Raw genomic sequence first — 20,112 nt, forward strand, 5'->3', positions numbered from 1 at the left:
GACATCGTTTAGGCGCTGTCTAAACATGGTCTAGACACTTCCTAATTATCATTTTGGTGTGTTGTCATTAACACTTTAAGCTTCATTTTGCTCACGGTTATCAGTGACGTCACTATCGTTATTTTCGCCTTTACGTTTTTCTTTTTTTATTTTGTCCTCTTTTTTTTGGCGCTTAGCTTTGCGTTTTTTCTTCTCTTTCTTTTTTGACTTTTTATCATCTACCTCATCATCGCCGTCTTGGTTTTCATCCCAGAGCATCAGACGATTTAGGACTTTGCCAAATAGGGTGTCCTTGCGGTAGCGACCTTTTTTATTCATGGTATCGATGGGTAGGCCTGTCATCAAGGTCAATGCTTCACTCAAGGTATAAACGCCATAAATATGGAAGTCGCCGTCTTTTACCGCAGCAATGATATCGTCACGTAGCATGAGTTGTTTGACATTGGCCATTGGAATGACCACGCCTTGAGCGCCCGTCAACTCTTGCTCGCGGCACGCATCAAAAAAGCCAGCAATTTTGGCATTGATACCACCAACTGCTTGCACTTCGCCCAGCTGATTCATAGAACCAGTAATGGCAAAGGATTGATCAATGGGGACATTTGCTAAGGCGGATAGTAGTGCACAACCTTCGCTAACGGTGGCACTATCACCATCGATATGGGCGTAGCTTTGTTCAAACGCGAGCGAAGCGCTGAAGTTTAGCGCATGGTGTTGGCTAAATAACGCACGCAAATAACTGGTCATGATTAACATACCCTTGGCGTGCAAGCTACCACCCAAGTCTACATCACGCTCGATATCAAGGATTTCACCTGCGCCAATATTGGGCTGAATAACCGCGGTGAGGCGCGCTGGCATGCCAAACTCACTATCAGCATAGCTGACGACGGTCAGGGCGTTGACTTGCCCAACTGCACTGCCTTGGGTTTGAATCAGCTGCTGGCCGTTTTTGAGCTCGTCCCAGTATAGATCGCGCAAATATCCTGAGCGCTCATCCATGTCGTCAATTGCCTGAATGACATGATCTGCTGTCACCATCATCTCATCATTTAAACGAGCGTGCCGGTTTGATTCGTGCAACAGTTTGATCAACAAATCACTGTGTAGGCTTAAACGGTCCTGCTCTTCAGCTTGCAAGCTTAAATGTTCAAGTAACGTGGCTTGCGCGCTACTATCGAATGGATAGAGATCAGCATAATCGATGATGTCTGCCATTTTCGCTACCAGTGCCAATTCATGCTCGCTGGTGCGCGTCACATCATCATGAAAGTCTGCGCGAACTTTGAACACCGCATCAAACTCAGGCTCAAGCTCTAGCAGCTCATAATATAAGTCTGCTTCACCTAATAAGATCACTTTGATATCAAGATCAATAGGCGCTGGTGATAAAGACAAGCTACCTGTTAGCGTTAGCATTTGCTCAAGGCTTGAGAGCTTAATTTTACGTGACTGTAGCGCACGCTTTAGACCTTGCCATGCATAAGGATGCTCAAGTAAATGGCTGGCTTCTAGCAGCAGGTAGCCGCCATTGGCGCGGTGTAGGGCACCTGCGCGAATCATACTGACATCAGTCGTTACTGTCCCTAATTGGGTAATTTGCTCGACATGACCCAATAAATTAAGGTGGGTTGGCAAGTCTTCAAAGACAACAGGCGCGCCACTGTCTGGTAGATGGCTCACAATGACATTGACCGCGTAACGGCTGGGTGTTGTGGTCAATACAGCTGTCACAAATTCTTCATCATCGCCGTTAACGATACGCTCTACATGAGTAACCATATCGGTAAATACGGCTTTGAGGTAATTAACCACAAGCGAGTGCGTGGCAAATTGCTCATAAACAGGCGCAAACAAAGGCTGTAGTGCACGGCGCGCGATACTGCGATGCAGTGATTCTATCGCATCGTTGGCTTCGTCTTCTAACTGCTCTAACGCAATGGTCAGTTGACTGAGGCGCTTTTGCATATGGTTCTTCTGTACGAAGTTACTTAACTCAGCCTCGTACTCACTATTGCCATACTCAGAATTTTGAGCGTTGTTTTGCTCTTCATCATGGTTAGTCTTATCATTGTTCAGTGTGTTGACTTTTTGGTTATCATTTCTTGATGATAAATTTTCACTGTTGCTAGATGATTCTGAAGCCTTTACATGGTCGCTGCTACTGTCTGTCGTCAGCTGACTGGGATGGACAAAAACTGCCTTATTATCAAATGAGCGAAATGTTAAGGCTAGATCATACTGTTTGCCTTCAGCGTTTAGCGCGTCGTAAGCATGACTCTCTTTTTGATGCGTGTTGTTCTTGATTGCTTCGATTTTGCTTTGATACTGGTCACTACGAAAGCGTTGGCTTAGTCGCTTTTTGGCCTGTTGCCACAAGTTATTGACCTGCTGTTGTAGCAAAGCGGCTTGCCCCGCAGGTAGACGCAGAGCCAGTGGCGTACGTGGATCAGTAAAATTGTGCACATAAACCCAATCATCAGGCGTTGGTGCATCGGCGGCAATACGGGCCAACAGGCGACTGATGACAGTACGCTTACCCAAGCCGTTCTCGCCAGCAGCAAACACATGATAGCCACTTGCTTTAATATCTAACGCAGTGTGTAAGGCTTTGAGCGCACGTTGTTGACCAAAACCAACATCTAAGTCAGGCGCAGTACGTGTGTCTGTAGGCAACTTATCAGGGTCGCTATAACGTTTTAGTTGCTCCGCCGAAATACGGCAGCTTTTTTGAACCTCAGTAAAAATAGGATTTGGGGCGTTAGATATTACTGGTTCATCGTTTTGTGAGTCAGCGGTAGGTGGTACCATATTATTAGTGTCTTTTGATATTTGAGATATAGGAGTATAGGATTGTTCGGTCATAGGTTTTTCAGAGATCGTTTTAAAGGTATTGAAAGAGTGTGAGGGATAATATGTTTATTCTGGTCATGCGCGCATTGAACTTTTTATAATTAATAGTGACATCTTACAAGATATAGTTGCATTTTAGCGAAGTCATTAAGCGCAGTTTTGTATCATATTTAGAGAAATCTTTGATCATGATAAACGAAAAATGAAGAAACTAGGCAAGGCGTTTTATGCTATTAACGCAGAATAACGCGTCATGAACGGTGCAGATAGTATAAGATGTCCCACATTGGCGCAATCTGCAACTATTCAATGAGCAGACTGCATGATAAAATAGGCGGTTCACATGTCAAAACTGGATAACTCGTTGTATGTCAGCTTCCGCTAAAACCTCTTCTTCGTCGTCTACTAGCACGGGTAATATCAATATTGATCCGACTGGCTTTGTGAAGCTTGGCTCACAATTGCCAAAGCTGGCCAGTATCTTAGCACAAGCCGTAAGTGAGCTAAGTCTATCACTAAGTGAGAAACAGCAGCGCACGTTATTATTGTACTTAGACCAGCTTTTGTTGTGGAATAAGGCGTATAATCTGACCGCTATCACCGATCCAGAAGAAGCGCTGATCAAACATGTGATTGATTGCTTGTCTATTATAACGCATTTGCCGACAGGAGCCCTGCTTGATATCGGTACAGGTGCAGGGTTGCCTGCAGTGATTATTGCGATTTGTCAGCCTGAGCGCCCGTGTACAGCCCTTGATAGTAATCAAAAAAAGATTCGCTTTATCAAGCAGATCAGCAGTGAGCTTGGCTTACGTAACATGCAACCGATCGCTTCGCGTATTGAAGCGCACGAAGCCAGCTATGATGTGGTGACTTCTAGAGCGTTTGCCAGTTTGATAGATTTTGTTGAAGTGGCACAGCCGAGATTGACAGATGGCGGTTATTTGTGTGCTATGAAAGGCAAAGCACCGAGCGATGAAGAACTGCAAGCGCTCGATAGTGATTGGCACATTAAGACGATTAAGCTGACAGTGCCGCGTCTGCATGATAGTCGTCATTTGATTGAAATGTCTGCTAAGAATGCCTGAATGGTAGATACTTCTCAGTCATGAAACAGCAGTCGTTTTTTGTGAAACGCAGTTTACGTTTGTACCTAAATGGCATAGTATTTAAAAGCACTGAAAATATACAAACGAAAATTGGGTACTTTATAAAAGAATTTTTTTATAAATGGCTGCCTTTCATGAAGTGCTGAGTTAGTAGCACTGCATAAGCATATAATATTGAGCGGCAAATTCTGCGTCAAATAAATTAAAAGAAAAAGTCAGTAACAGACCTTAATAAAATTGAGTGAGTGTATGGAAATCATAGCAATTGCGAATCAAAAAGGCGGCGTGGGCAAAACCACGACGGCGGTAAACTTGACCGCCAGTTTAGCTGCTAAGCGCAAGCACGTACTGCTGATTGACTTAGACCCACAGGGTAATGCAACCAGCGGTACTGGTGTCGACAAAAACGATCTGACGCTCACTATAGCCGATGTTTTACTGGATGGTGTAGCGCTGTCAGAAGCCATTGTGACCAGTCCGGCAGGGTTTGATGTGATCGGTGCTAATCGTGATTTGGCTGGCATGGATATCACGTTGATGGGTAAGACTGACAGTCATGAATTGTTCAAAACGGCCATGGCAGATTTGGTCAGTGATCAAGCCAATACAAAAAAGCCGTCATACGATTATGTCATTATAGACTGTGCGCCGAGTTTGAACCTACTAACGATTAATGCGTTAGTAGCAACTGATAGTGTGATTATTCCAATGCAGTGTGAATATTATGCACTAGAAGGGCTAGCAGATTTGTCACAGACGATTGAGCGTCTCACTGAATTAAACCCTAAGTTATACATTCGCGGTGTAGTAAGAACGCTGTTTGATGCGCGTAACACGCTTGCCCGTGATGTGTCTGCTGAATTAGAAGCGCATTTTGGCGATATTATGTATAAGACTCATATCCCAAGAAATATTCGCCTAGCAGAAGCACCTGCCCATGGTCTGCCAGTTATTGCATATGAGAGATGGTCAAAAGGCGCGCGCGCCTATCAAAAACTGGCTGCTGAAGTGATGAAGCAAAGCAGCTAGTTTTTCTATAAAAGCTTTTGAACGATAAAGCACTTAACATTGTATTTAGTAAGCCGCAGTAGTAATCAATAGGCTTTTATTTTAGCGTTAGAGGATAGGTAATCATGGCGAAGAAAAGAGGGTTGGCTGCCAATCGAGGCTTAGATGCCTTATTAGGGTCAATCAAGAAAGAAAAGCAAATCACCGCCTCTGCCTTGCAAGATGATATGGCTGCACGCGATATGGCCGTGCCAGCTGAAACGCTAGATATCAATATGCCTGTGAAAACTGCACCCGTCAATACTGCTGCGCCCAAAGCCAGTAAAAAATCGGCTGTAAAATCCACTGATAAGGACACTACTGTCAGTAATAGTACTCGTTCATCACGTGTGACAAACAAGACGGCTATCAGCAAAACGCGTGGTAATAATACAGACGTGAACACTTCAGAGGATCAAATCAGCCTCGTGCAGATCGATGTTACGCGTCTACAAGCAGGTAAGTATCAACCGCGCCGTGATATGAGTGAAACGGCATTAGCAGAATTGGCATCCTCTATTGAACAGCATGGCGTGATGCAGCCTATCGTTATTCGCCCATTGCTCGCCAATGAAGATAAGAGTGAAGCATTTGTCACTCATGAAATTATCGCTGGCGAACGTCGCTGGCGCGCGGCAAAAATGGCAGGCAAGTCAGTTATTCCGGCGATTGAGCGTGCGCTATCTGATGAGCTTGCCATTGCACTGGCATTAATTGAAAATATCCAGCGTGAAGACTTATCTGTGATCGAGCAAGCAGCGGCGTTGCAACGCTTTCATACAGAGTTTGGTATGAGTCATGCCATGATTGCTGAAGTGGTGGGCAAGGCGCGTACAACGGTGTCGAATCTACTACGTCTAAATCAATTGCATGATACGGTAAAAGATCATTTGGCAAATAGCGCGCTAGATATGGGTCACGCTCGAACGCTTTTAGCATTGTCTTCTGAGCAGCAGCCGATCATCGCGCAAAAAATCATCGATGGCGGTATGACGGTGCGAGAAGCTGAAAAGCTGGTCAAATCCATTTTGAACCCTGCACCCAAAGCCAACCGTGTCGAACAAGCACAGTCTCGTGATGAAGAACGTCTCACGCAAAGACTGACAGATATGCTGGGTGCTGAGGTAAAACTTAAGCACAAAAAAGACGGGCAGGGCAGTGTCGAGATCTTTTTTCACAGTCAAGACCAGTTAGCTGCTTTGATTAAGCACATAGAAGCGCAGGCATAAGACAATACGCAAGCTAGTAGGACTAATTTATTAGTAACGACTATTTACGTATAAATCTATCTACGTCATAACTGTTTTTAAAAATATGGAAGAGAGCAAATATGTGGGAGTTAGTAAAGGCAGGTGGCTGGCTAATGACACCTATTGTCGCCTGTTCTATATTGGCGTTGGTTATCATTATTGAGCGTAGTCATACACTACAATTTAGCAAGATTGTGCCTAGCAGACTGCGTGAACAGCTCATCACTCGCTTACGCGAAAATGGAGATATCGGCCGTACGCAATTGATGAATGTCAAAGAGAAGACGGCACTTGGTGATATCTTGGCGACAGGTTTGCTCTATCGTCAGTATGGCCTAGAGTCTATGACCATGCACATGCAAAATCGTGCTAGCGTGCAAGTCCATCAATTAGAAAAAAATATCAATATGTTGGGTACGATTGGTGCCATTGCACCATTGCTTGGATTATTAGGTACTGTATTAGGTATTATTTCTTCATTTTTGGCGATTACTGATGGTGCGATGCAAGATCCAACGATGCTTGCTGCTGGTGTCTCACAAGCGTTAATCACTACGGCTGCTGGTATGATCGTCGCTATCCCAGCGCTTGTTGCGTATCGATACTTTCAGCGCCGTATCATCGACATCAATGCACAGTTCGAGACTCAAGCAGGGCTGATGATTCAAGAGCTATACGACTACCAATTGCTCGACAATACTCACGCAGCGACACCTGTTAATAGTATGACCACTATTGATGAGCGTGTTCCCGATCGGTTAAATATAGATAAAACCAATATGGCGACAATGTAATAGTCATATTTGCTACTAAGTTTGATGCTCAAAGTACGTTCGTAACAGCAGGTAAATAGAAGAGATTCATATGCGCTTTAGAAAACCGACTGTTGAGCCACTTGAAATTAATCTGACGCCGATGATTGATTGTTTATTGTTTTTAATCGTCTTTCTGCTATTGGCTACTTCCTTTAATCATTTTAGTCGTTTAAATATTATCCTTCCTGAAGCAGAAGGTGTGGCGCAGACAGAGCAAAAAAATAGTATAGAAGTAGCTGTGCAAGAAGATGGCAGTTACTTGGTTAATGGTATTACGCTCGCCAGTAGCAATGAGGCTGAACTGACCAGTATGTTGCAACAAGAAGCAGGAACCAATCGCGATATGCTATTTGTCATCGCAGCAGATGCCAACGCTACCCATCAATCTGTCGTACGGGTGATGGATGTTGCTGGTAAACTCGGATTTTTGAACTTAAATATCAGCACCGTTGTCCCACTTGGTCAAACTTTGCCGCAATAATATTTGCCGCATCATTATTATAAACTGTGTATCAAGCACAGCCCATTCATGACACCTACATTGAGGCTTTTATGAGCCAAGCTTACACACCTGACTCTACAAACCCTTCTGCTAAAAAACCTTCAGCAGCCTCGTCTAGTCCGCCAAAAAGTAAGACTTTACTGCGTCTATTAAGATATCTAAAGCCGTATTGGTGGGCTTTGCTACTGACTGTTTTGGGCTTTGCTATCAATGCAGGAACTGAGATTTGGATTGCCAAGCTGTTGCAATATATTACTGATGCCATTAACCAAAGTAGTCGAAGCAAACAGGCGTTATTTCCATTACTCATCATTGCGCTATTTTTCGTACGCGGTTTGGGCAGTTTTTTGGGTAACTATTACTCGGCTTTGGTCTCACGTAATTTGGTTTATGAGCTGCGGGTCGAGGTTTTTAATAAACTACTGCGCTTGCCAAGTTCGTTCTATTTGGCCAATCCTGCTGGTACGATTTCATCCAAGTTGATATTTGATGTGGAGCAAGTTACCGCTGCCAGTACAGACTCAATGAAGACTTTGCTGCGTGATGGTTTGACGGTTGTGGCATTGATAGGGTTTTTGCTTTATAGCAACTGGCGCTTGACGCTCATTTTATTTGTCGTATTGCCGCCTATATTGTGGCTCATTCGCATCGCCTCCAAGCGCTATCTTAAGCTCTCTAAAGGTATTCAAAAAACGATGGGTAGTGTCAGTCATATTACCAATGAGGTCATCAGTGGCTATCAGGTGGTAAAAAATTATGGCGGACAAGCATATGAAGCCGAGCGCTTTGATAAGACTTCAAAAAAGAACTTACGCCAAGGCATGAAGGTGGTCGTCACCAATAGCATCAATACCCCAGCAGTACAGCTGCTGATGGCGATAGCGATGTCGGTGGTGGTATGGCTTGCATTGAGACCTTCAGTTATTAGCGGTATTTCAGCGGGGGAGTTTATCTCTTATATTGCAGCAGCTGGTCTGCTCAGTAAGCCCGTCCGTTCATTGACAGATATCAATCAAAAATTGCAAAAAGGCATTGCTGCTGGTGAGTCAATTTTTGCATTACTTGATGAGCCAGAAGAGGAAGATACAGGCACTATCAGCAAGGCGTTATCTGGTCAGATGTCTTTGGATAATATCAGTTTGGTTTATCCAGATTCGACAGTTGCTCTACGTGATTTTACGTTAAATATAAAAGCAGGCGAGACGGTTGCATTGGTAGGACGAAGCGGAGCAGGCAAGTCCTCCTTAGTGAATCTTTTAACGCGTACTCTGGAGACATCTTCTGGGCAAATTACTTTAGATAATATACCAATTGAAGACATCAAATTAGAAAGTCTACGTGCGCAAATTGCCATGGTAAATCAGCAAGTCGTACTATTTAATACGACAGTATTTAATAACATTGCTTATGGTGGCTTGGCTAATAAGAGCCAAGCTGAAGTCGAGCAGGCTGCAAAAGCGGCTTTCGCGCATGACTTTATCATGAAAATGCCAAACGGCTACCAAAGCGAAATCGGGGCCGAAGGGCTGCAGTTATCTGGCGGACAGCGTCAACGACTATCTATTGCTCGTGCGCTGTTAAAAGATGCTCCAATTTTGATTTTGGATGAAGCCACCAGTGCGCTTGATAATGAGTCAGAATATTATATTCAGCAAGCGCTCGATAACGTCATGAAAAACCGTACGACATTGGTAATTGCGCACCGCTTAACGACTATTGAATCTGCAGATCGTATTGCTGTGATGGATAGTGGTCAAATCGTTGAGCTTGGAACACATGCCGAGTTGATGGCACTGCAAGGGCACTATGCGCAAATGTATGCCCGAGATTTTGAGTAGACTTTGGTAGAGCCGCTTTAATTGCTGGCATATTGAGATATCTTCAGATTGGACTATTTTTCATAATACGAAATCAAATCGATAGGTGAATGGCAATTATCCATGAGCATTGAGACAACAGTCACCCGTGCATGGCAGCGTAAAGCGCTTTGGCTATGGCTACTGCTACCTATTAGCTGGCTTTATGGATTGATCATGTTGCTTCGTCGTCACGCTTATAAAGTTGGGTTGCTATCAAGTTATCGCGCACCTATACCCGTTATGGTAATTGGTAATATCAGTGTGGGTGGTAGCGGCAAAACACCGTTAATTATCGCCTTGGTCAATCACTTGCAAAAACGAGGCACAAAAGTCGGCGTCATCAGTCGAGGTTATGGTGGTGATACGAGCCAAATGCCGGCATTGGTTAGCACGACTAGTTTGCCCAACGTGGTAGGCGATGAGCCATGTTTGATTGTTCATATGACAGGCGCTGCCATGGCAGTATCTCCCAATCGTCAGCAAGCGATTACTACCTTGTTGGATGCTGAGCCTGATTTGCAATTAATTATTGCTGACGATGGGCTGCAGCATTATGCGCTCAAGCGGGATATAGAATGGATTGTGGTAGATGCCGCGCGGGGGTTTGGTAATGAGCAATTATTGCCAACCGGATTTTTGCGTGAGCCAATGTCACGACTAAAAGGCGCTCATGTTATTTATCATGAAAAACCAAATACAGACTCGGCTAAAAGTAGTAATCAGCCACAGAGCTCTGAGCGCTTGACCATGCGTTTGCAAGCTGATGAATTGCAACGTCTATGGAGTCCTCAAACAGCTATTAAGCAAATAGATAATGTCGTTCCTGCCAGTAATAGTAGAGTACACGCGGCCAGCGGTATCGGCTATCCGCAGCGTTTTTTTAATACGTTAGAATCTCTTGGTTTTGATGTGATAGGGCATCCTTATCCTGATCACTATGACTTTAATTTGACTGAGCTTTTACAATACAGCGATTATCCTATAATAGTTACCAGTAAAGATGCGGTAAAAATAAAAGCATTGTTGTCAGATTATACGGCAGAGCAAGCATTAAGTGATGAGTATGCAGAGCTCGTTAGCAGGTTGTGGGTTTTGCCTGTAACAGCCGTATTATCCGATAACTGTTATGATCATCTAAACCAGCAACTAAAAGCTTTGGGTATTGAGGCTGACTCTGATATTAGTATAAAAACGACATCATAGATAATAGTCAATACGTCAAACTGACACAATTTTTAGGAATAAACTATGTCGCTTGTCACCACACCTGCCAAAACCCATATTGTGATTCCCGCACGCTTCAAGAGCACACGATTACCTGGTAAGCCATTATTGAGCATTCATGGTAAACCGATGATACTATGGGTGGCTGAAAAGGCAAAAACAGCAACCTTTGCTGATGATATGTGTATTGCGACTGATGACGAGAGTATTGCAAAGGTTTGCACCGATGCAGGTTTTGATGTGGTGATGACAAGTAGCGAGCATGCTTCAGGCACTGACCGCTTGGCAGAAGTCGCTGCTATTAAAGGCTGGGCTGATCATGATATTGTGGTCAATATGCAAGGCGATGAACCGCTTGTACCGCCATTACTGCTTGAGCAGGTTCAGGCGCTTTTGGTAGCGGATGAGGCCAGCGTCATGGCGACACTCTGTGAGCCTATCGATGATTACGATACGTTCCAGCGATCTTCTGTGGTAAAAGTGGTCAGTCAATATAATAACGATCTACAGCGCGCGCTTTATTTTAGTCGAGCACCGATCCCTTGTGATCGTGATATCGTATTGGCGGATGACAATCAAAGACAGCCACCAAAGAATGCGTATCGTCATTTGGGTTTATACGCCTACCGTGTCAGTCTGCTTCAGCAGTTTGTGCATTGGCCACAGACACCACTTGAGTTACTCGAAAGTCTAGAGCAGCTACGGGTATTAGAAAATGGTGAGCATATCGCCATTGCAGAAGCAGCTTGTCAACTGCCGGCGGGTGTCGATACACAAGAAGATCTGGACCGTTTAAATGCCATGAGCTTAGCTGATTTTCAAAACCCTGCTAAATAATGGTTTGAGCAAGCGCTCGTACATTATCCAGAGTATCGTTAGCGTGCCGCATCCTAAATATCTGAAAACGTGATAGAGCCAATAGAGCTATAACTATGAATGACCTGACAGCAAATGTAGGCGCGCAAGAGCGTTCAGATAGTATCTATTTTGCGCCATTATTGCCATGGCAGCAGACGTTGTGGTCACAATTGACTCAGCGAGTATTGACGCAGCAGTCCTTGCCGCATGCATTGCTTGCTGCTGGCATGCAGGGGATGGGTAAACGCGCCTTTGTATGGCGGTTAGTGGCTTGGCTGTTATGCCGCGAGCATGATATGAATCCGCTAGGCGCGTGCGGCACGTGTGAAAGTTGTCAATGGCTTAAGTCAGGGACTCATCCAAGCTTGCAAGTGCTGCCAATTATGAGTATGCCAACTAATGCGGATAGTGACACCCTTCAAGACAAATCAAGCAGCGCAAAAGATAAAAAAAGTACCAAGACCACAAGCAGCAGCGCGCTTAAAATAAAAGTAGATGACATTCGTGCCCTGCAGCCTTTTATTTATCAAGGCGGGCAAGGAATGCGTATTTGCGTGTTGGATCACGCAGAACAAATGACTGTCGCTGCTGCCAATGCGCTACTCAAGACATTAGAAGAGCCACAAGCACAAGTTTACCTATTTTTAATCAGTGATACGCCTGCTCAGTTACTTCCAACAATTAAGAGTCGTGTACAACAGTTGGCATTACAGACTATTGAGCCTACTGTTGCTGTCGATTATGTGACAAAAGCACTCGGTCATACGATCAATCGTGAAGCCGTTGGCAAAATGGCGATTGAACAGCTTATACAGCTAGCGAACGGAGCGCCACTTGCTGCGTTAGCATTGGCACAGGCACCGTGGTATGGCAAGCGTGCTCTATGGCTGACTACATGGCAAGCGCTACGTAGTGGTAAGCGTAGTAGCGTAGCAGCAAGTGACTATTGGCAAAGTCAGTTAAGTATCAAAGAGTTTATTCAACTGTCTGAGCTGATGCTGCTTGATATGCGCCGTGTTTGTTTAGGGCTTGGTGAGCTACAAAAAGATATCAAACTATCGGCTACACTAGAATCTTATCAACCCACCGATAGCCGACTAGAGACATTCGCCACCAGCTTGCAGCAAACCAAAGTTGCTTTGCAACAAAATGTGCAAGAAAAATTTGCCTATGATAAGCTAATGCAAGAATTAGCTGACTTGTAAAAGTCGTGATATAGCGCTTCATCAGTGCCTAATAACTCACAATCGTTTTTATTTATAACCTTTCAATAACTCATAAAAATACATTAGACCCAATTGATAAAGGAAGCTGACTATGGCAATGCCAGGACGCGGCGGGATTTTAACCTGTAACATTGAAAGTATCGACACGCTGTATGCCAGCTATTTATCTTTTGTGAATAATGGCGCGCTATTTGTGCCTTCCGATCAGCCGCAGCAATTGGGTAACGAAGTGTTTATCGCTATTACATTACCTAACTCTAGCGAGCGCTTGCCAATGAATGGTAAAGTTGTTTGGATCAACTCCAAGACCCAAGCTGGTCGACCAGCAGGCTTTGCGGTGCAAATTGGTAGTGATATCGCTGGACAAAGAATTAAAAACGAAGTCGAGCGATTATTAGCGGGAAAAATTGATAGCTTACAATCGACTTATACCATGTAGTTCATACCACTTAATTCAAAAACCTAGGCGTCTCTATAGATAGCCATCATAGTGGTACTTTATAATCGATAAAAAAGCCTTATAACTTTATAAGGCTTTTTTTAGGACATATATTTGTATCAGTTAGTGCTAGTAGCGCGGCGGTACGTACATATCATCAGGAATAGGCTCGCGGTAGTATTCATCATCGCGTTTGCGACTGGGCAATTCAATCTCGTCACGAGGTATTTCTTTGTAAGGAATTTGCTCGAGTAAGTGCGCAATACAGTTGAGCCTAGCGCGCTTTTTGTTATTACCTTCAACGACCCACCATGGCGCTTCAGGAATATGAGTGCGCTCAAACATGGTCTCTTTTGCTTTGGTGTAGTCTTCCCAGCGCCTGCGTGACTGCAGGTCCATTGGTGAGAGTTTCCACTGTTTTAGCGGATCATATATCCGACTCATAAAACGTGCATGCTGCTCATCGTCGGTGATAGAAAACCAGTATTTGACTAAGCGAATGCCTGATCGCACGAGCATGCGCTCAAACTCTGGTACCGATTGAAAAAACTCCTCATACTGCGCATCGGTACAAAAACCCATGACGTGCTCAACACCGCCTCGGTTGTACCAGCTGCGATCAAACAAGACGATCTCACCTGCGGCTGGTAAATGCGCGACATAGCGCTGAAAATACCACTGTGTCTGCTCACGTTCCGTTGGAGCAGGTAAGGCGGCAACACGGCAAACTCGCGGATTGAGCCGCTGAGTGATACGTTTAATGGCCCCACCTTTGCCAGCAGAGTCTCGCCCTTCAAAGATAACGACGATACGCTCACCATTTGCGACCACCCAGTCTTGCAGCTTGATAAGTTCTCGCTGCAATCGTACCAATTCATGGAAATAGGTGCGCCGATCCAGTTTTTCTTGCTCACTCATCTCACGTCCGTTAAAACGAAAGTCACGCGCATAATCATCTATTTCATTTTCTAATTCTTCATCATAGGTATCAATTAAATCTTGATGCATTTTTCGACGCAGTTCATCATCAAGAATGTCTTTTTCGATACGTTCAGACAGGATGGCTTGCTCCTGATTGTACCGATCTAAATCCTCCTTAGTGGTTAAAGACTGAAAATCACTGGTTGTAATGGGTTTTGTCGTTACCAATTTTTCAGAGCCAAAAATGATTTGCCTCATTTTTCTTAATAGAAACTTTTTTTTAAGTAGAAATTCTGTCTTACCCATAAATATTACCTTTGTTTGGCATATCGGCTTTTTTAAGAGGCTACTATCTAGGTCGGTTCTATCATAGCAAAGTACAGACAATAAAAAATGCCCTTTAAATAGTTAAAGGGCATTTTTTATGGATAGATATATGCTGATTAAAATAATTAGTCAGCATATATTTTTGATTCACAATTTATGAGGCTTATTTTTCTAAGATGCACGTTACGCCTTGACCACCAGCGGCGCAAATAGAGATTAGCGCACGGCCTGAGCCTTTTTGATCCAGTAGTTTCGCAGCGGTGGCTAAGATACGACCACCAGTTGCAGCAAATGGATGACCCGCTGCTAGTGATGAGCCGTTTACGTTTAACTTGCTATGATCAATCGATCCTAGTGGCGCATCAAGACCTAGGCGCTCTTCACAGAATGTCTCATCTTCCCAAGCAGCCAGTGTCGATAATACTTGTGAGGCAAACGCTTCATGAATCTCATAGAAGTCAAAGTCTTGTAGCGTCAGGCCCGCGCGTTCAAGCATACGTGGTACCGCATAAGCGGGTGCCATGAGTAGGCCTTCTGTCGTGCCAGACTTACCGATGAAATCTACTGCTGCTGTTTCTTGATGAACAATATAAGCCAGTGGTTTTAAGCCGTGCTCTTTTGCCCACTCATCCGTACCCAATAGGACACAAGAAGCACCGTCAGTCAGTGGCGTCGAGTTGGCAGCAGTCATGGTTGGGTTGGCGTTCTTTTTGCCAAAGACTGGCTTTAATTTGCCTAGCTTCTCTAGCGTGGTATCTGGACGTAAGTTGTTGTCACGAGTCAGGCCTTTGTATGGCGTGATCAAGTCGTCAAAGAAACCTTCGTCATAAGCACGTGCTAGGTTTTTGTGACTGTTAAAGGCAAGCTCATCTTGAGCTTCGCGAGTGATGTTCCACTCAAGCGCGGTGATGGCTTGATGCTCACCCATTGATAGACCAGTACGCGGCTCGCCATTCTGCGGTGAATCAATCAAATCTTTTGGATTTAGACCCATTAATGCTTTTAGACGTTGTTTATTGTCTTTGGCGGCACCAAGTTTGATCAATACTTTACGCAAGCCGTCACCAATAGCGATAGGCGCATCAGAGGTGGTATCTACGCCGCCAGTGATGGCCGAATCGATCAGACCAAGTGCGATCTTGTTGGCAGAAGCAAAGGTCGCTTGCAAGCCAGTACCGCAAGCTTGTGAGATATCGTAAGTTGGCGTGTGTGGGTTCAATGCAGTATTCAACATTGCTTCACGAGTCAAGTTGATATCGCGGCTTAGCTTCATAACAGCACCAGCAACCACCTCACCGATGACTTCGTCTTGCAAGTTGTAGCGCTCAACCAAGCCGTCTAGGGCAGCTGTCAGCATATCTGTGTTGCTAACATCAGCGTATGAGCCATTTGAGCGCGCGAATGGGATACGGTTACCACCTAGGATTGCCACACGATTTTGGTTCGAAGCAGGTTTGGTTTTACTTGTTTTTTTAGCAGCAGTCGCTGGTTTTTTAGCCGCTGTGGTTTCTACTTTTTCATCATCTGATTTTTTGCTAGTGGTGTCTTTAGTCTCTGGGCTTTTGGTATCAGTTTCTCTAGCGTCAGATTTTTTAGTAGCTGGCGCTTCTTTTTTTGTGTTTTCAGCTTGTGCGTTATCAGCCTTAGTATCAGCTTTAACGTCAGCAGTTTTAGCAGGCTCATTGTTTTCAGCAGTTTCTTGTGGTTTTGCATCGCTGGCTTTAACAACAGTACTTTCAACAACTGGACTATCAGGGTGGTTGTTTTTATTACTCATAATATTATCCTTAAAAAGTATGGGCAGAAAAATTGAAGGGTAAACATAAAAAAAGTGGCAAAGTCATGTTAAGCAAAAATCAAATATTATCATTTATCGCCTAGTATCGCTGTGTATGATAAGTCGTTTTGTGCTCGTTTAATGTATATCTTTAGCAAACGATGTGTCGCTTATATAAGTTCAATGACAGCTTTAAATGTACTGGTTAAGACGCTAATAGACTGGCGAGTACCAACGAGTATCAGATAGTAGCATTGCATAACGATACGTTAGATAATATATTGTTATCAATAATTATGTTTGCCATAACTTATAGGCCGGATTTTAACATGTTATGATGGTCAGTAAGTCGGTAAAAAGTCGTCAGCTTGTATACTGACTTGTTTACAGATTATTGTAGACATTGTCTGTTTTTGGACATGTTTCTGATGGCAGTGTATAGTTAAGCCAGTTTTAAGATGATTTACCAAATATCAATAATTACAATGTTGATGAGTCTATATAATAGGCGTATTACATTTAGTGTTTACTATTATTTCAACCATTCATTATTTATAGGGAATATATTATGTCAGACCGTTATGGTGATTTTGTTCAATCTTCTATTGGTAAAAAAGTCGCAAAGAACTTAGGTTTGCCAATGCCAGCGACGCTTGATCGTTTTGAAAGCGGTGAGCGTTTGGTTCGTGGTAGTGTACTAGTTGGCCGTGCTAATGGTGAGGACAAAAGCATTAGTGAATCTGTTGCACGTATTTTGTTAGATGTGCATGCTGATGTATATGTAAACAGCCGTGATGATGTCAAAGACGCTCTTGCTGATGCAGGCGTTGAAGCAAAAGCCAATACAGGTGGTGACGATCAGTTCAAAGTGTTGCTTTTTGATGCAAGTAATATTAGCAACGCGGATCAGCTAAAAGAAGTGTACGAGTTTTTTCATAGCGTTGCGCGCCGCGTTGAAAAATCAGGCCGTGTGATCGTTATTGGTCGTACGCCAGAGGACATCACTGATATCGAAACTGCCATGGCACAACGTGCACTTGAGGGCTTTGTAAAATCAGTAGGTAAAGAGTTCAAGCGCGGCATTACAGCCCAGCTTATCTATGTAGAAGCGGGCGCTGAGCAGAACCTAGACTCGACCTTGCGCTTTTTCACCTCAGCACGTTCAGCTTATGTCTCAGGACAAGTGGTACGCGTGAGCAAGGGCGACTCAGTGGACGTTGATTGGAATCAGCCTTTAGGCGGTAAAACGATGTTAGTGACTGGCGCAAGTCGTGGTATCGGCGAAGCAATCGCTCGTGTCTTGGCTCGCGAGGGCGCGCATGTGATCTGTCTTGACGTACCGCAGCAGCAAGCTGACCTACAAAAAGTTGCCAGTGAAATCAGTGGCTCTGCATTGACAGTAGACATCACTAGTGATGACGCTGGCGCAGAAATCGCAGATGCGGCGCAAAAGCGTGGTGGTTTAGATTCAGTTATCCATAATGCTGGCGTGACACGTGATAAGACATTGGCCAGAATGGATGAGAAGAAGTGGGATATGGTCATCGATATTAACTTGGGTAGCATTGCTAAATTGAATCGCTACTTGCTCGATAATGATGTGCTAAAAGAAAATGCCCGTTTCGTATGTGTGTCATCTATTTCAGGTATCGCTGGTAACATGGGTCAGACCAATTATGCCACTTCTAAAGCGGGCGTTATTGGCTTGGTTGATGCGACTGCTAAGCAGTTAGAAGACAATGCTAAAGGCATGACCATCAATGCAGTAGCGCCAGGGTTTATCGAAACACAAATGACTGAAGCGATTCCATTTGCTATTCGCGAAGCTGGTCGTCGTATGAACTCAATGAGCCAAGGCGGCTTACCAGTTGACGTGGCTGAGACCATCGCATGGTTGGCTTCACCTGCGTCTGGTGGCTTAAATGGCAACACAGTTCGTGTTTGTGGTCAAAGCTTACTTGGCGCATAATACTGATTTATTGGTGAGAATATGTGGCAAACAAGGAGAGGGTAGTGTGATGGTATTATCCTTTGTTTTTGATTTGCCTCACATATGCTTACGAAATATTTGCTGATAAATTGTAATAAAGCTGCCCACGGGTGGCTTTTTTATGATAAAAACACAAGAGCCATCAGCCAAACTATTTTTTGCTATTAGAGATACTTGCAAAATTGATTGAATATAGTGCTTATTAGATGATTTGATAATAGGCACCAGTCAGTGACTGCTTAATGTCTTTAGATACGTTAAAAATCTTGTTCAAGCCACATTTAGGATTTACTTATGTCAGACACCCATTATGACGCGTTGCCAAAAGCGCACACTACCTATGCCAATATCGTCAAAAGCTTACTACCTATTGGTAACAGTGGCAAAGTCAGTAAAGATCAATTGCCGCAGGCCACCTATTACGTCGATGATTTGCATATCGATCATGATAATCTAAACGACTATCGTAAAATTTGTGGCTTTGCTGATAACGGTAAAGTTCCAGCAACGTATTTTTCAGTACTATCACAGACTCTACAGATGAATATGATGGTCAAAGAGCCGTTTCCGTTTGCGATGTTGGGTCTGGTACACGTAGACAATAGCGTCACGCAGTATCGTCCTATCGGTGAGCGCGAAACGGTGTCCATGTCAGTCACTTTTGACAACTTGCGTGACCACGCTCAAGGTCAGCAGTTTGATTTTGTCACCACGGTCAAAGCAGAGGACAAAGTGATTTGGGAAGGGACGTCAACTTACCTATCACGCAGCAAAAAAATGGCCAGCAGCAAAGATAAAAAAAGCACACCGCGTCCAGTTGCTGTAAAGCCAGAAGTAGGTAAAAAAGACGTACATAGTATTTTTGAAGTACCAGAAGATATCGGTCGCCGTTATGCTTTTGTTTCAGGTGACTTTAACCTGATTCATTTGCATCCACTATCAGCGCGTGCGTTCGGCTTTCCTAAAGCAATTGCACACGGCATGTGGTCAAAAGCTAAATGTCTTGCTCTAATGGATGAGCTGCCTGATGCTTATACAGTCGACGTGTCATTTAAACTGCCTATCTTTTTGCCGGCTGAAGTAGAGCTTATCGCTCAACCAGTAGCGAAGCTTGAGAACGCAGGAGATACCTGTGACTTCGGACTATATAGCTCTAAAAATAGTAAGCCACATTTGGCGGGTGTGGTGACGTTAAATAGCAAGTAGCAAGTATTGTACGACTTATCGGAACCTATATCTTAATAGCCATATTTAACCAACACATTTATCATTATGACTGCACAAAACATGAATTCACAAAATAGCGCGACAAGTACGGATCAAGCTGACAGACCAATGACTATTGATACAGCAGCTGCTAATGACAACGTTGTCACTGATATCTCAAGTGATGACCATAGCGCTTCTGACAATGGCGTTGATTTGTCCGCTGTCTTTGATCCTTATTTTCGTCCGGATGCCAATACCATTGTGTGCGGCGCGTTAAATGAAGAAAAAGTCGCCGCCTTAGCAAAAGCTGGCGTTGAGTTGGTGATTAATTTGCAGCCAGAGGATGAGTTGAGTTTTAATGAATCAGCCGCCGTTGAGCGCGCAGGAATGAGCTACGAGCATCTGCCTATTAATGGCGCTGAAGAGCTAAAGCAACTTAAAATATTGGCATTTGATAATATATTGCGTCAGTATCACGGTAAAAAAATGGCCATGCACTGCGGTTCAGGCAACAGGGTAGGGGCTGCCATTGCACTACGTGCAGGTTGGTTACGTGGACGTAAAATGGATACTGCTATGGAGCGTGGACGTAGTCACGGCTTGACCAAGCTTGAACAAGAAGTCCATAATCGCTTGCTAGTACCGCGCTAAATTATCATAATTATTGATGCATAAAAAGGCGACCGATAGGTGGCCTTTTTTGTTG

16 protein-coding genes are annotated in these 20,112 nt (G+C 44.0%); 13 read left to right on the top strand and 3 right to left on the bottom strand.

Annotated elements, in window-relative coordinates; genetic code table 11:
* Positions 1–75 precede the first annotated feature (75 nt).
* The gene (locus I3255_RS05095) at positions 76–2,811 is read right to left on the bottom strand and encodes an ATP-binding protein (RefSeq protein ID WP_238037508.1); all 2,736 of its coding nucleotides are present in this window, start codon (positions 2,809–2,811) and stop codon (positions 76–78) included.
* Positions 2,812–3,221: 410 nt separating this feature from the next.
* Between I3255_RS05095 and rsmG the strand changes: the two genes are divergently transcribed.
* The 10 genes from rsmG (at position 3,222) to I3255_RS05145 (ending at position 13,182) form a co-directional block, all read left to right on the top strand.
* Positions 3,222–3,941, top strand: coding sequence for a 16S rRNA (guanine(527)-N(7))-methyltransferase RsmG (gene rsmG / locus I3255_RS05100; protein WP_238037510.1), 720 nt, complete (start codon positions 3,222–3,224; stop codon positions 3,939–3,941).
* Positions 3,942–4,211: 270 nt separating this feature from the next.
* Complete coding sequence (locus I3255_RS05105; RefSeq protein WP_238037511.1) at positions 4,212–4,991, top strand: ParA family protein; 780 nt, start codon at positions 4,212–4,214, stop codon at positions 4,989–4,991.
* Between the two features lie 104 nt (positions 4,992–5,095).
* Complete coding sequence (locus tag I3255_RS05110; protein WP_238037514.1) at positions 5,096–6,238, top strand: ParB/RepB/Spo0J family partition protein; 1,143 nt, start codon at positions 5,096–5,098, stop codon at positions 6,236–6,238.
* 101 nt (positions 6,239–6,339) lie between these two features.
* Positions 6,340–7,053, top strand: coding sequence for a MotA/TolQ/ExbB proton channel family protein (locus I3255_RS05115; protein ID WP_238037517.1), 714 nt, complete (start codon positions 6,340–6,342; stop codon positions 7,051–7,053).
* 70 nt (positions 7,054–7,123) lie between these two features.
* Positions 7,124–7,555 (top strand): biopolymer transporter ExbD, encoded by a 432-nt coding sequence (locus I3255_RS05120; RefSeq protein ID WP_238037519.1) that lies wholly within the window; start codon positions 7,124–7,126, stop codon positions 7,553–7,555.
* 71 nt (positions 7,556–7,626) lie between these two features.
* Positions 7,627–9,414: a lipid A export permease/ATP-binding protein MsbA gene (gene msbA, locus I3255_RS05125; protein ID WP_238037522.1), complete on the top strand. Its 1,788-nt coding sequence runs from the start codon at positions 7,627–7,629 to the stop codon at positions 9,412–9,414.
* Between the two features lie 102 nt (positions 9,415–9,516).
* Positions 9,517–10,638 carry a tetraacyldisaccharide 4'-kinase gene (gene lpxK, locus I3255_RS05130; protein WP_238037525.1) on the top strand — a complete coding sequence of 374 codons (1,122 nt, stop codon included), beginning with the start codon at positions 9,517–9,519 and terminating at the stop codon, positions 10,636–10,638.
* Positions 10,639–10,683: 45 nt separating this feature from the next.
* Positions 10,684–11,496, top strand: a complete 813-nt coding sequence (kdsB, locus tag I3255_RS05135) for a 3-deoxy-manno-octulosonate cytidylyltransferase (protein WP_238037528.1) — start codon at positions 10,684–10,686, stop codon at positions 11,494–11,496.
* A gap of 95 nt (positions 11,497–11,591) precedes the next feature.
* Positions 11,592–12,722 (top strand): DNA polymerase III subunit delta', encoded by a 1,131-nt coding sequence (locus tag I3255_RS05140; protein ID WP_238037532.1) that lies wholly within the window; start codon positions 11,592–11,594, stop codon positions 12,720–12,722.
* A gap of 112 nt (positions 12,723–12,834) precedes the next feature.
* Positions 12,835–13,182 (top strand): PilZ domain-containing protein, encoded by a 348-nt coding sequence (locus I3255_RS05145; RefSeq protein WP_238037534.1) that lies wholly within the window; start codon positions 12,835–12,837, stop codon positions 13,180–13,182.
* Between the two features lie 129 nt (positions 13,183–13,311).
* Here I3255_RS05145 and ppk2 read toward each other — a convergent pair whose 3' ends face one another.
* Together ppk2 and I3255_RS05155 are read right to left on the bottom strand one after the other, a co-directional pair.
* The gene (gene ppk2, locus I3255_RS05150) at positions 13,312–14,409 is read right to left on the bottom strand and encodes a polyphosphate kinase 2 (RefSeq protein WP_238037536.1); all 1,098 of its coding nucleotides are present in this window, start codon (positions 14,407–14,409) and stop codon (positions 13,312–13,314) included.
* 184 nt (positions 14,410–14,593) lie between these two features.
* Positions 14,594–16,207, bottom strand: coding sequence for an acetyl-CoA C-acetyltransferase (locus I3255_RS05155; RefSeq protein WP_269117270.1), 1,614 nt, complete (start codon positions 16,205–16,207; stop codon positions 14,594–14,596).
* Positions 16,208–16,775: 568 nt separating this feature from the next.
* Here I3255_RS05155 and I3255_RS05160 point away from each other — a divergent pair.
* From I3255_RS05160 to I3255_RS05170, 3 genes are all read left to right on the top strand, one after another.
* Positions 16,776–18,176: a 3-oxoacyl-ACP reductase gene (locus I3255_RS05160; RefSeq protein ID WP_238037538.1), complete on the top strand. Its 1,401-nt coding sequence runs from the start codon at positions 16,776–16,778 to the stop codon at positions 18,174–18,176.
* Between the two features lie 315 nt (positions 18,177–18,491).
* Positions 18,492–19,403, top strand: coding sequence for a MaoC/PaaZ C-terminal domain-containing protein (locus I3255_RS05165; RefSeq protein ID WP_238037540.1), 912 nt, complete (start codon positions 18,492–18,494; stop codon positions 19,401–19,403).
* Between the two features lie 129 nt (positions 19,404–19,532).
* On the top strand, positions 19,533–20,057 hold the full coding sequence (locus I3255_RS05170; protein ID WP_238037779.1) for a sulfur transferase domain-containing protein: 525 nt from the start codon (positions 19,533–19,535) through the stop codon (positions 20,055–20,057).
* Positions 20,058–20,112: the final 55 nt, after the last annotated feature.

The organism is Psychrobacter sp. Ps6, assembly GCF_022129235.1.
Lineage (GTDB): Bacteria > Pseudomonadota > Gammaproteobacteria > Pseudomonadales > Moraxellaceae > Psychrobacter.

Coding starts and splice junctions, on each gene's coding strand:
- I3255_RS05095 (WP_238037508.1), bottom strand. CDS start 2,811: ATGGTACCACCTACCGCTGACTCACAAAACGATGAACCAGTAATATCT.
- rsmG (WP_238037510.1), top strand. CDS start 3,222: ATGTCAGCTTCCGCTAAAACCTCTTCTTCGTCGTCTACTAGCACGGGT.
- I3255_RS05105 (WP_238037511.1), top strand. CDS start 4,212: ATGGAAATCATAGCAATTGCGAATCAAAAAGGCGGCGTGGGCAAAACC.
- I3255_RS05110 (WP_238037514.1), top strand. CDS start 5,096: ATGGCGAAGAAAAGAGGGTTGGCTGCCAATCGAGGCTTAGATGCCTTA.
- I3255_RS05115 (WP_238037517.1), top strand. CDS start 6,340: ATGTGGGAGTTAGTAAAGGCAGGTGGCTGGCTAATGACACCTATTGTC.
- I3255_RS05120 (WP_238037519.1), top strand. CDS start 7,124: ATGCGCTTTAGAAAACCGACTGTTGAGCCACTTGAAATTAATCTGACG.
- msbA (WP_238037522.1), top strand. CDS start 7,627: ATGAGCCAAGCTTACACACCTGACTCTACAAACCCTTCTGCTAAAAAA.
- lpxK (WP_238037525.1), top strand. CDS start 9,517: ATGAGCATTGAGACAACAGTCACCCGTGCATGGCAGCGTAAAGCGCTT.
- kdsB (WP_238037528.1), top strand. CDS start 10,684: ATGTCGCTTGTCACCACACCTGCCAAAACCCATATTGTGATTCCCGCA.
- I3255_RS05140 (WP_238037532.1), top strand. CDS start 11,592: ATGAATGACCTGACAGCAAATGTAGGCGCGCAAGAGCGTTCAGATAGT.
- I3255_RS05145 (WP_238037534.1), top strand. CDS start 12,835: ATGGCAATGCCAGGACGCGGCGGGATTTTAACCTGTAACATTGAAAGT.
- ppk2 (WP_238037536.1), bottom strand. CDS start 14,409: ATGGGTAAGACAGAATTTCTACTTAAAAAAAAGTTTCTATTAAGAAAA.
- I3255_RS05155 (WP_269117270.1), bottom strand. CDS start 16,207: ATGAGTAATAAAAACAACCACCCTGATAGTCCAGTTGTTGAAAGTACT.
- I3255_RS05160 (WP_238037538.1), top strand. CDS start 16,776: ATGTCAGACCGTTATGGTGATTTTGTTCAATCTTCTATTGGTAAAAAA.
- I3255_RS05165 (WP_238037540.1), top strand. CDS start 18,492: ATGTCAGACACCCATTATGACGCGTTGCCAAAAGCGCACACTACCTAT.
- I3255_RS05170 (WP_238037779.1), top strand. CDS start 19,533: ATGACTATTGATACAGCAGCTGCTAATGACAACGTTGTCACTGATATC.